We start from the raw sequence: 12,249 nt of genomic DNA on the forward strand, positions 1-12,249 counted from the left end.
ATTTTATTTTACAACTATATTTATAATCTTTCCTGGAACAAAAATTTCTTTTACAATATTTTGTCCGCCGAAGATTTCTTTGCCTTCTTGAGATTCATAAAGCATTTTTAAAACTTCGTCCTTACTTGCGTCTTTAGATGCTTGAAGTTTCATTCTAAGTTTTCCATTTATTTGAACTGGATATTCGATTTCATCTCTAACAGTTTTAGCCTCATCATAAGTCGGCCAAGTTTGGTCAACAATGTGACCTTCAAAACCACAAGATTCCCAAAGCTCTTCGGTAATATGAGGGGCAACTGGGTTTAATAAAATCAAATAAGTTTTAAACTCTGTCTTATTTATAGATCCCTTTTTGTTAATGGTATTTAATAGTTCCATTAAGGCTGCAATTCCAGTGTTAAACTTTAGTGTTTCGTAGTCTTCAGAAACTTTTTTAATAGTTTGGTTAAATTCAATTTCTAAGTCCTTAGAATATTCATCTCCATCAACTAAGTTATCTGCAAGTTTCCAAACCCTGTCTAAATACCTTCTAGTTCCAATTAGAGATTCAGTTGACCAAGGAGCAGACTTTTCAAAGTCGCCCATAAACATTTCATAGGTCCTTAAAGTGTCGGCGCCGTATTCGCTCACAATGTCGTTAGGATTGATGACATTTCCACGAGACTTAGACATTTTTTCTCCATTTGAACCAAGGATCATGCCGTGAGAAGTTCTCTTTGCATAGGGTTCTTTAGTTGGAGCAATGCCTAGGTCATATAAGAACTTGTACCAAAATCTTGAATAAAGTAAGTGAAGAGTTGTATGTTCCATGCCGCCATTGTACCAATCTACATTTAACCAGTAGTCTCTGGCTTCTTTAGATGCAAGCTCTTCGTGGTTGTGAGGGTCAATGTATCTCATAAAGTACCAAGATGATCCAGCCCATTGAGGCATTGTATCAGTTTCTCTCTTGGCAGGGCCACCACATGATGGACAAGTAGTATTTACCCAGTCAGTCATTTTAGAAATTGGAGATGATCCGTCTTTAGATGGCTCATAGGTTTCAACTTCTGGTAGGGTTAGAGGTAGGTCCTTTTCATCAAGAGGAACCCAGCCGCACTTGTCACAATAGATCATTGGAATTGGTTCGCCCCAGTATCTTTGTCTAGAGAAAATCCAGTCTCTAAGTTTGTAATTTACTTTTTTATCTCCAAAACCATTTACCCTTGCATATTCAATGGCCTTGTCCTTGGCTTCTTTAACACTTAGGCCGTCAAAAAGTGGAGAGTTAATCATCTTTCCAGATTCAATATCAGTAAAGGCTTCCTTAGAAATATCTCCGCCGTCTACAACTTGGACCATAGGAAGATTAAACTTTTTAGCAAAGTCATAGTCTCTTTGGTCGTGGGCAGGAACAGCCATTATCGCTCCAGTTCCATAGCTAGCTAGGACATAATCAGAAATCCAAATTGGAATTTCCTTTTTTGTAAAAGGATTAATTGCCCTTAGGCCAAGAAGTTCAACTCCAGTTTTGTCTTTAACAAGTTCAGTTCTTTCAAACTCAGAAAGATGAGAGGCCTTGTGCCTGTAGTCTCTAACTTGGTCAATGTTTGTAATTTTGTCGGCATACTTTTCAATAATTTCATGTTCAGGAGCAATAACCATATAAGTCGCCCCATAAATTGTGTCTGGTCTAGTAGTAAAAACTTCTAAGTAGTCTTCAGTGCCAGCAATGTTAAACTTAAGTTGGCCACCAATAGACCTGCCGATCCAATTAATTTGTTGGGCCTTGATCCTGTCAAAGTAGTCAACATCTTTAAGGTCCTCAATTAACCTGTCAGCATATTCAGTTATCTTTAACATCCATTGGGACCTAACTTTTTGTTCAACTTCAGCCCCACACCTTTCGCACTTGCCGTTTACAACTTCTTCATTAGCAAGACCACAAAGGCATGAAGGACACCAGTTAATAGGCATTTCCTTTTTATAGGCTAGGCCCTTTTTAAACATTTGAATAAAAATCCATTGGGTCCACTTGTAGTAGTCAGGATCAGTAGTATTAATTTCCTTGGACCAATCAAAAGAAAAACCAATAGACTGTAATTGATTTTTAAAGTTAGCTACATTATCTTCAGTAACCTTTTTAGGATGGATGCCAGTTTTAATAGCATAGTTTTCAGTAGGCAAACCAAAAGCGTCCCAACCCATTGGATAAAGGACATTCTTTTCCTCTAATCTCTTTTTTCTAGAAACAACATCTAAGGCAGTATAAGGTCTAGCATGACCAACATGCAAACCTTGGCCAGAAGGATAAGGAAACTCAACAAGGGCATAAAACTTTTCCTTGTCCTTATCAATATCAACTTCAAAAGACTTATTGTCCTGCCAAAACTTCTGCCATTTCTTCTCCACATCAGCGTGATTGTACTTGTTCATAGTGCCTCCAATATATATAAATAAAAATTTCTCTAAGATTTAAAAATAACTTGCCTATTATTATACTACAAAAAAATTATATAGGCTAAGAATTTATAAAAAAATTAAAATAAGACTAGAAAAACTAGCCTTATTTTTATATTAATGAAAAATTTATTTTGGTTAAGTGTGCTTCAGAATGCTTTATTAGAGATAAACATCAAAGAAAGTAGAAACTAGGTCTTGAACTTCATACAGTTGGTCCCCTAAGTTAGAGCTTTTGTTATACAACATTACAAGAATATTTAATATTGTCATAGTAGAAACAAACGAAAAAGATTCTTCTCCATTTTTAATAATTAAAGTTTTATCTGCAATATTATATAAAGGTGATTCAGTGCTATCAGTAATCGCAACAATTTTGCTATGTTGTAATTTAAAATATTCTGTAACCCTATAAGTGAACTTAGTATATTTAGAATAACTTATAGATATTAATAAATCATCTTTATCAATATATTGGACTTCTTTTATAAACCCATCATTTTGATTTGAAATTAAAAATGTATCTTTTCTAACTGATTTTAGTAAGAAATATAGATAATACGCTACAGACATTGAACTTCTTGAACCGACTATATATATATCTTTAGACTTAATCATTAGATCAGTAATTTCATTTAAATCTATAATTGTTTTTTTATTTCTTATTGCTTCTAAAGCCCTTATATTGCTGTCTACTATCGTATTAAAAATACTCTCGCTATTACTATTGCTTTCATTTAATTTTCGAATTTCTTCAAAAGATACTAAATCGGTAGTAACTTCTCTCTTTAGTTGCTTTTGTAATTCGGTAAAACCATTAAATCCTAATAATCTAGAATATCTAGTTATTGTTGATGTACTAACTCTACATTCATCAGATAATTCTATAATAGATAAAAAAGGAACTATGTTTCTATTATTCAAAATAAAATCAGATATTAATTTATGAGATTTTGACATTTCATTATATTTTTCATTAATTTCGTTAAATATTTTCATTAATTAAATATATCATAGAATAAAATATCTTGCAAATGCTAATACTCCAAAATAAATTAAATCTTCATCTGGTAAAAATTTGTCACTATGAAGAGATTCATCTACTCCACAACCTAAAAAAGCAAACATTGATTTTGCCACTTTCCCATAGGCGTAAAAGTCTTCAGCAATCAATGACATATTAAAATCGCTTATTATATTGATATCATTATAATTACTTTGTTTTTCAATAAATTTTCTAACTAGATCTCTATCATTTATTACAGGGCCATATCCATCAGCTATTTCTATTACACTATTGGTTCCATAGAATTCATTTAACACTCTTATATAAGAATTTAATCTATCAAATATTAAATGTTTAACTTCTTCGCTAGAACTTCTAATAGTACCTTCTATTGATACATTATTAGAAATAACATTGTATCTCCCTGTGCTTTCCATTTTTCCTATAGATACTACACATACATCATTGGGGCTTATCTCCCTTCTCAATTTATTAAGAGCATAATCTATGAATTGAATAGATATATTTATAGCATCAATTCCTAAATGAGGTTCAGCAGCATGAGAATTCTTACCTTCTATATGTGCAATAAATTTATTAGAAGATGCTTGTTGAGTTCCTTGTCTAACCAATACATCTCCAACTTTATATTTTGGCCAACAATGTGCTCCGTATACTTCTTTTATATTATATTCATTAAATATTCCTTCATTTATTACATCTTTAGATCCACCCACCGGATTATTTTCTTCAGCTGGTTGAAAAATTATAATAAAATTATTATCAAGTTTTTCTTTAAAATTATTTAAAACAAGACATAAGCCTAAAGCTATAGTTGTATGGATGTCATGTCCACAAGCATGCATAATACCATTATTTTTTGATGAATAATTACAATTAGTTTTTTCTGTTATAGGGAGAGCGTCAATGTCAGACCTATAAGCTATACTGCTTGCTTTCTTATTATCAATAAATACATATCCACCATGAATGTTTTTAAATCTTGTGAATTTAATTCCATATTCACATAGAAATTCTTCGATAGTATTTGTAGTCTCAATTTCATTATTACTAAGTTCAGGATTGTTATGTATTTCCCATCTTATATCCTTTAGAGCATTTTGTTGCTTTTTTATATAATCACTTAAAATTTTTTCCATTTTAGTTTTATTATCTCCTTTGAAAATATAAAGGGCAAAATCTAATTATTTGCCCTTTATTTTTTACTAAATTATTTTACTACTTCACCATAAAATTGTGGCTGTCTATGATCAAACACATGAATTAAATTCCTTACATTTTCAGTTTCTTTAAAGTCTGCTTCACCTGTAATTATTTCCTGTTCTTTAGTGCCTTCGCTAATAATTTCTCCCCACGGATCTATAATTAATGAGTGCCCAAAATATGTTCCCATAGGGCTATCTCCTACTCGGTTACAAGCAACAACATACATTTGATTTTCAATAGCTCTTGCTTTTAGTAAAGTTTTCCAATGGTCTAGCCTTGGTTCTGGAAAGTCAGAAACAACAATTAATGCATCCGCTCCTTTTAAAGCATAAGTCCTTGCTAGTTCTGGAAATCTGATGTCATAGCATATCATAAATCCTAACTTTTCAAATTCCGTGTCGTAAACTTCAGTTTTTGATCCATTTTCAAATGCAACATTTTCATCCATATCATTATAGAGATGCATTTTGCTGTAGTCTCCAACTATTTCTCCATCTCTATTAATTAAATAGGTTGTATTTCTAAATAATCCATCTTCATGTTTTATTGATAAAGATCCAGCTACAACCCAAACTTTAAATTCTTTAGCTAAGTTTCTTAAAAATGTAAGTGAAGGTCCATTAACATCTTCAGCATGCTTATCTATTTCGTGAAACATTTTATCCGAAAATCCTGAATTCCAATCTTCTGGCAGAAGGATCAAATCTGTCTCTGGATTTTCTTTCATAGCTTTTCTAAATAAATTATCTACATTTTCATAATTCTTTTCAGGATTTGCAAAGTGTATGTCAGTTTGTAACATAATAATTTTAGTCATATATATCTTCCTTTCTTATCGTATTTAACAAATTACATTGTATAAATTAAAGCTCTAATAGCTAAGGCAATGAAAACTACTATACTTATAGTCCAACCGTTTTTAAGCATCTCTTTAATGTTTTCAGAACGTGCTAATCCCATTTGCGCTACCATGTCAACTGTAGGACTAACAAAGAATGTTATTTGAGATCCTATTGATAGAATGATAGCCCACATAGGCATTGCTACTCCCAAGCTATTTACTAAAGGTTTAAATAGCTCATCAATAATTTGAATTTGAGCTACGCCTGCACCTGATATACCAAATACTCCTATGGCTGCACTTAACATTAAGAAAGCAAAATCCCCACCAATATTTATAAATGGTTGCATATAGCTTGTTACAGCCTCAAAGGCTCCAGAACTTGATACATAATTTAACATCAATTCAAACATAATGAACATAAAGAACATATAAAACATTCTAGATGCACCATCAAGCATTGCTTGAATAGATCCCTTAAATCCAAGTCCGCCTACAACACCAGTAATAATAGAAGAAGCTAACATTACGAATATCGCATGAGAAGCACCTGCTTTAACTATAATTCCATAAATTAATAATCCAAACATTGTTACTAGGAAAGCGATTGTTGCACTATTTGCTTTTTTATTTGGTACAAATTCACTTTCTAATTCATCTTCTTCACTGTACTTAGCCAATTTTAACTTTTCTTTATTTTTTTCCATTCTCCAGGCATTAAATAATGTACATCCCCATAATAAAATGAATAAAGGTATACCAATATTAGATAAATATTGTCCATAAGAAATTCCTGTTAAGCCCATTATTGTAACTGGTACTGGGCAAAAAGGTCCTAAAGAATAACCCGCAGCTCCTGCACCATGTAATAATACTCCTAATGTATCTGGACTAAGACCTATACTAGCAACTATTGGTATAAGTATTGGTGCTATAATAGCATTTGCACCAGATAAAGTGCCTAGTAGAGAAACTAATAATGTCGAGATTAACATTGATACAATGACTCCCTTAGGTTTGCTGTTAATATTAGCTTTGTTTACTACTTTATAAACTATATTATGAGCTACTTTAGTTCGAGTCATTACTTCTCCCAAGCCAGAACCTAATACAATTATAAAACCAATTAAAGCTGTAAAAGATCCAAGTGATGTAGCTACCTTACTTCCAAAACCAATAACGTTTTCACCTGTCAAGACTGCACCTATAACTACACTGATTATTACGGCTACATTCATCTCTGTATTTCTTAACATAAGAATTATGTACACCAACAGCGGAAGGAAACCAATAATTGGAGGTAAATCAAAAATCATAATTATAAACTCCTTTATATATTTTTTATTTAACACAGCTGTATTTGATAAGAGTGTATAACATGATAATCAAATTGTCAAGAAAAATGACTTAATTATTTTTATTTTTTTGAATTATGACTCTTTATTTTTCATAATTGCCTGAATTTTTTAAAGCATCGTCTTATTTTTTTAATGAATTTTTGGGTATAATTTCAAACAATGTTGTTAAATAAAAAAATACCAAACTAAGTCACTTTAGTCTGGCATTTACTCAATATAATTAAATTTTCACTGTCATGTCTTTCATAATATTTATGTCTATTACTTTTAAATTTTTCTTTTCCCTTATTAAATCTCTTGATGCTTTTGTTAGTCTAGTGTCGTCGAGGATTAAAACGAGTTCTGTGTTTGGCTCTTTTATTATGTCTTCGTATTTTGATATTTGCGTAAGAATTTGTTCAAATTTTTCTGGCGGCATGTATGTGCCCTTGTAGCTTCTTTTAAATTCTATTATATAGGTCTTGTCATTTTTTCTGACGATTAGGTCTGGTCTTATCGTAGATTTTGGTCCGCGAATGGCTGGTTCTCTTTCTACTTCGTAGCCGTTTTTTCTTAAGATTCTTTCTACCATTTGGGTCCTTGAAAGTTCACTAACTGTTAAACTTAGGTTTAAGGCTTCTAGTAGTTTTTTTGGCTTTACTTTTATTATGGCCTTTCTCTCGCCCTTGTATTCGTTAAAGCCTATAAACGTGTCACCTACAAGGTTAAAGTCTCCATGGGCAACTGAATTTCTTATGCACCTAAGGAGGTTTTCTGTTTTTGTATTGTAGGGTCTTCTGACTAGAATAATTTTTTGACAAGATGTACAAATTTCACCCTGATAGTAGTCCCAGATCTTCTTATCAATTTCCTCTCCTTGGTTAATAAATTTTACATCGTCATCTGTCATCCCTAAGACTTCTAAGATATAGGTAAAGAAAATATTGTCATAGGCCTTGTTTCTAATTAGCGAACTTGGCTTAGACTGAACTGAATCGATGTTTGGTATATACCACAAGAGCATTTGGATGGAATCTAAAAGGTCCTTGTCCCAATCTTTTGGCTTTGGTCTGTGGTCGATGTTATAAGTATGAGCCTGTCTATGGTCGCAACATAATTTAAAAGTCATTTTCCTTCTCCTCTTTTCTTTCTTCAACTATAACACATTTTCTCTTTGTTTTTATTTTTATTTTCAAATTAAAAGCCTATTCTCTTTAGAATAGACTTATTTTTAAGCTATGAAATTTTTAAATTTTTTCCTTGGCTTTAATTAGTTGAAAGATTTTTCTCCCTTAATTTTTTTAAAAAAGTCGCTTTTAAAAACTCCAAAGGAATATAAAAGACCTAAAAGCAAAAAGGCCATAGTAAAGCCTTGGAAAAATCCAATTGCAAATTCAACTAGGTCAAGGGTCTTTCCACTTAAATTTGGTATTATCTTTTCTAAGAAATATGCAAGAACGCTTCCTAGAAATGATACTAGTAAAAATCCCCTAAGGGCCTTTAAAAATATTTTGTTGTTTTCTTTTTCGTATTCTGAAACTTTTATGTTAGTTTCTCTTTCTTCGTTTTTCATCTCAGACCTCCTAGATCCATTTAAAATTTCCACCAGCTCAACTCCATAAAAATCTGCAAGGATAAGAAGGGTTTCAATGTCAGGCATATTTGATCCCCTTTCCCACCTGGAGATGGACCTGCTAGATACATAAAATTTTTCTGCCAACTCTTCTTGGGTTAGTCCTTTTTCTTTTCTAAGATCTTTTAAAAACAAACCCATTTTTTGTAAATCCATTTTTTCCTCCTTCAAGATAATTTTATGACTCTTATGGATATTTTTTAAGGACAAGGGCTGAGAATTTTATTTTTTCTTCTAGACAAGAGTGTCTAATTTAAATATTTTATCTCTTTTAAAATTATTTTAGATATTTGTTAGCCTAGTATTTGATTCTTGTAAATTTTATTTGATAAGCATATTTTATAAACCACAAAAATCTTATAATCATAAATTCCATAACCTTTATCAATGATTATAATTTTATAGAAAAAAACCCAGCTCAGGCTGGGCTTAGACTAGTAATTTTTAAGGTTCTATACAACACTATTTCTTCATCTTCTCTCTTTCAATAAAAATAAAAATTCCCATGGTAACTAACAAGTATAAAATTCCACTATAAACTGGAACATTGGCTTTGAAATAATAAAACATTATCACATAGGCAATGTTTATTAGTATTGATGGAAATAAGTTTTTCCAGTTTTCTAATCCAACTTTTTTATCTTCAGCTGCATTTCTTTTGTAGCCTTTTTTATAGGATTTTTCAGTACTTTTATTAAAGATAAAAACTATATTTTCTGTTCCTAGGACAAATAAGGACACATTTATGAGAAGTTTTAAATCTAGGTTGACCCTGCCTATAAGACCGAGCCAATTTATGATTAGGCTTATTATAAGAGCGTCTATTAAAATCATAGCAGCAAATAATATGCTGAAGATATTTTTCCCTAGTATGTATGATGAAAGCTCTTCTCTCTTTAGTCTAGGAAGTTCTTTTGCAAAATATTTTTCGTCTCTAGTGATATAGTGAAAGATGGATGATAGTAAGAGGCCTAAGACTAGGGCTATAACCCACTGCCAATCTTTAAGATTTATAAGGCCAAAGGTAAATATAATTTCAAGGCCTAGAATAAAATAAAAAATATCATAGGACCCATCTTTTACAAAAAATTTATTAAAAGTTTCTTTTAAATTCATAAACTGCTCCTTTGAATGAAAGTCTCTTTAATTATAACATGAACTAAGACGCTTTTCTTTCTAGTAAAGAATGTTTAAATTTTCCCCAACCAAAAAAGACTTGGAAAAGGAGACCCAAGTCTTTTTTGCCGATCTTCGTGTTTAGTCGCATTCAAAAAATAAAAAAATCGGAGAAAACAAAAATGAAAAACATTTATCAAGATAGCCTCCTCTCTTTTTTTTTAGATTTATAGAGATAGACTTCTTGAATTTGAAAATTTATGTTTTTAAATTTTCATATTTATATTATAAGTCTTTTTTTAATTTTTTGCAAGTCTTATAAGTATTATTTATTTTTTTATTAATAAAATAGAGAGCCTGACTTATAACAAGCTCTCTGTCTGTTTTTAGTTATTTGCTTTTAAATAGTAATAGTAATATAGTAAGGATTCTCTATCTACTTCTTTGTCGGCTTCTAGTAGATTATCTGATGGAAAGTCCATAAGTTTTTTCAATTTTGCTAAGACTAAATATCCATAGTCTGAATCTGTTGAACTTATATCTTTATAGGTGTCTTTAAAGATTTCGTTGTGAAGGCCGATTTCATCGTAAGACAAATATCTAGCTAAATATCTAGCATAGTCTCTATTTCTAATTATTTTTTCTTCTTTTCTTTCTTCGTCCTTTAAAAGTCCTCGATCTTTTGCAAGTTTGTAAATATCGTCTGTAGATGCTGAAGAAAAGTCTCCGTATATATCTCCAGCTAATAAAATTCTAAATACTTCTTCTTGGGTTACTGCCTTTGTAGGAAGAAGTTCTCCTCCTGGAAAACCAATGTTGTTTTCTAAAAGGGTTTTTATTATTTCTGGATGTTTAGCAGAATCTATGTCTTCATATTCTACAAGGTCGCCTGTTAAAAATTCCTTACCTTCAAGGTTTATAACTTGGCCAGTTTTGCCATCTACTAAAAATATTCCTGTGTAGTCTAACTTTGAGGAATCAAAAGAGTAGTAGGCCTTTAGAATTTTGTCATCTGCCTGAGTATCTCTTAGGTATACTAGGTCAAAGCCAAAGGAATCTTTTAGTTTTTTATAGGCTTCTGCTTCGTTAATAGTTCCTGCTTGAACTTGGTCTTTAAGATCATAGGTCCAGGCCTTGTCAAAGTACTCGACCTTGCCAGATTTTTTGTTTATATTAACTGTTACTGTATCGCTATAAAGAATTTGGCCGTCATCTAAGTTTCTGTGGTATTCAACTATGTGATAGTTGTCTCCTTGTTTTTGGCTAGATCTTTTTGTCAAGGTAAGTTTTGATAAATCTAGGCCTGCCTTTGAAACTAAAAAGTCATTGGCTAGGTTTAAATAATTTTCTGCATCTGCTTCTGCCTTGTTTCCTTCTTCATAGTTTGAATAAGAAACTAAAGACAAGTCGTTTGCAAGTAAGGAAACATAAACGTATGAATCGTCTTTGTTAAAACTTAGGGACCACTTGTTATAGCCTTTTGTTCCCCTATAAGTTGAAAAATTAGAATAAGAAAGCTTATAGTCCTTTAAGGAAAATAAGGATCTAGCTTTTTTTTCTGCATCTTCTAGACTGTACTGGTCTTTAACGGTGTCTAATTGTTCTTGTTCTGCTGGGCTTAAAGCTCCTTCTGCAACTTGAGCTGCTTCTTCAGCTTTTTCTCCTCCATAACCTACTAGTCTAAAAGGATCTAAGTAATAGGGACTTAGGTCTTTGGCATTTACTGGAATTTGTTTTTCAATAAAGCCAAGGGCTGGCTGCAAGTTATATTTTTCGTAAAGATGGAAATTGTCCCTGTTTAAAATCTTTAATTGCAGTGGATAAATTTTATTTTCCTTCATAAAGGCATCAAAGGCTGTAATTTCATCAACTATTCCATCTAGGTCTTCAAAATTAGATGTGTCAGAAAAATCGTAGTTGCTGGCAGTGTAGACATTTAATGATGTAATCTTCTTTTGGCCCTTAGAAACTTCAAATAGGATTGTGTCAGTTGGAACTTTAATTTTATTTACTGTTCTAATAACATTAAAATAATAGGAAGTTGATCCTAGGGTGTTTATGTCAGCATTTTTAGAGATTATAAAGTCTTCTGATACTGGACCGTATAAGTCATTTAATGTTTCTCTAACCAAATCCATTGCTTCTGTTGAAGTTAGGCCTTCACTTTTATTATCAGTGTCTTTGGTAAAGGCTGAAAAATTCATTAAGTTTCCATAAATATCTGCAGAAAACCACATGGACTCATCTGTCTTTGAATCATAATAATTTACTGTGTAGTACTTGTTTCCATCTGTTTCGCTTGACTCTTCTGTTGAAACTTCGTCAAAGTCTGGAGAAATTTTTAGAATTTCCTTGTACTTTAAAATTATTTCTTCAATAGACATTTCTTCTTTATTAGTGGCTATGGTTTTAACTTGGTCTGCCTCTATATTTATATTTTCTGCTTCTTTATTTTCGTTTGTTATTTGCTTGTCTTCTTCTGAGACAAGGTCTTCTTGGTCCTTTTCTTCTGTCTCTTTGGCCGCTGTGTTAAAAGACTCTGGGTCTGTGTTTAGACTTTTTGTTGGAGACTCATCACAACCTACTAAGAGACTAGCCATTATAAGGACTACTAATAGTATAGATTTTCTCATAAAATCCTCCTTGTAAA

9 protein-coding genes are annotated in these 12,249 nt (G+C 31.7%); all 9 read right to left on the reverse strand.

Annotation, left to right across the window (positions count from 1 at the left end; translation table 11 throughout):
* Window positions 1-3 precede the first annotated feature (3 nt).
* The 9 genes from leuS to BN2667_RS05610 all read right to left on the reverse strand — a co-directional run bounded on the left by leuS (window position 4) and on the right by BN2667_RS05610 (window position 12,232).
* Window positions 4-2,415, reverse strand: coding sequence for a leucine--tRNA ligase (gene leuS / locus BN2667_RS05570; RefSeq protein ID WP_054252341.1), 2,412 nt, complete (start codon window positions 2,413-2,415; stop codon window positions 4-6).
* Between the two features lie 186 nt (window positions 2,416-2,601).
* The gene (locus BN2667_RS05575; RefSeq protein WP_054252342.1) at window positions 2,602-3,438 is read right to left on the reverse strand and encodes a MurR/RpiR family transcriptional regulator; all 837 of its coding nucleotides are present in this window, start codon (window positions 3,436-3,438) and stop codon (window positions 2,602-2,604) included.
* Between the two features lie 12 nt (window positions 3,439-3,450).
* Entirely contained in the window at window positions 3,451-4,605 is a 1,155-nt protein-coding gene (locus tag BN2667_RS05580; RefSeq protein WP_054252343.1) for a M20 metallopeptidase family protein, read from the reverse strand.
* A 71-nt stretch (window positions 4,606-4,676) separates the two neighbouring features.
* Window positions 4,677-5,489 (reverse strand): carbon-nitrogen family hydrolase, encoded by an 813-nt coding sequence (locus tag BN2667_RS05585; protein ID WP_054252344.1) that lies wholly within the window; start codon window positions 5,487-5,489, stop codon window positions 4,677-4,679.
* 32 nt (window positions 5,490-5,521) lie between these two features.
* The gene (locus BN2667_RS05590) at window positions 5,522-6,829 is read right to left on the reverse strand and encodes a GntT/GntP/DsdX family permease (protein ID WP_054252345.1); all 1,308 of its coding nucleotides are present in this window, start codon (window positions 6,827-6,829) and stop codon (window positions 5,522-5,524) included.
* A 262-nt stretch (window positions 6,830-7,091) separates the two neighbouring features.
* A complete protein-coding gene (locus tag BN2667_RS05595; protein WP_054252346.1) occupies window positions 7,092-7,979 on the reverse strand; it encodes a PDDEXK family nuclease in 888 nt (295 codons plus the stop codon).
* Window positions 7,980-8,120: 141 nt separating this feature from the next.
* Window positions 8,121-8,639: a helix-turn-helix domain-containing protein gene (locus tag BN2667_RS05600; RefSeq protein WP_054252347.1), complete on the reverse strand. Its 519-nt coding sequence runs from the start codon at window positions 8,637-8,639 to the stop codon at window positions 8,121-8,123.
* A gap of 306 nt (window positions 8,640-8,945) precedes the next feature.
* Window positions 8,946-9,599 carry a hypothetical protein gene (locus BN2667_RS05605; RefSeq protein ID WP_054252348.1) on the reverse strand — a complete coding sequence of 218 codons (654 nt, stop codon included), beginning with the start codon at window positions 9,597-9,599 and terminating at the stop codon, window positions 8,946-8,948.
* Between the two features lie 386 nt (window positions 9,600-9,985).
* A complete protein-coding gene (locus BN2667_RS05610) occupies window positions 9,986-12,232 on the reverse strand; it encodes a hypothetical protein (RefSeq protein WP_054252349.1) in 2,247 nt (748 codons plus the stop codon).
* Window positions 12,233-12,249: the final 17 nt, after the last annotated feature.

The sequence above is a fragment of the Neofamilia massiliensis genome (assembly GCF_001299475.1).
Classification (GTDB): Bacteria; Bacillota; Clostridia; order Tissierellales; family Peptoniphilaceae; genus Neofamilia; species Neofamilia massiliensis.

Excerpts from the sequence above, each read along its gene's own strand:
- BN2667_RS05605 (WP_054252348.1), bottom strand. The coding sequence starts at position 9,599 with ATGAATTTAAAAGAAACTTTTAATAAATTTTTTGTAAAAGATGGGTCC.
- BN2667_RS05580 (WP_054252343.1), bottom strand. The coding sequence starts at position 4,605 with ATGGAAAAAATTTTAAGTGATTATATAAAAAAGCAACAAAATGCTCTA.
- BN2667_RS05585 (WP_054252344.1), bottom strand. The coding sequence starts at position 5,489 with ATGACTAAAATTATTATGTTACAAACTGACATACACTTTGCAAATCCT.
- BN2667_RS05590 (WP_054252345.1), bottom strand. The coding sequence starts at position 6,829 with ATGATTTTTGATTTACCTCCAATTATTGGTTTCCTTCCGCTGTTGGTG.
- BN2667_RS05610 (WP_054252349.1), bottom strand. The coding sequence starts at position 12,232 with ATGAGAAAATCTATACTATTAGTAGTCCTTATAATGGCTAGTCTCTTA.
- BN2667_RS05600 (WP_054252347.1), bottom strand. The coding sequence starts at position 8,639 with ATGGATTTACAAAAAATGGGTTTGTTTTTAAAAGATCTTAGAAAAGAA.
- BN2667_RS05575 (WP_054252342.1), bottom strand. The coding sequence starts at position 3,438 with ATGAAAATATTTAACGAAATTAATGAAAAATATAATGAAATGTCAAAA.
- leuS (WP_054252341.1), bottom strand. The coding sequence starts at position 2,415 with ATGAACAAGTACAATCACGCTGATGTGGAGAAGAAATGGCAGAAGTTT.
- BN2667_RS05595 (WP_054252346.1), bottom strand. The coding sequence starts at position 7,979 with ATGACTTTTAAATTATGTTGCGACCATAGACAGGCTCATACTTATAAC.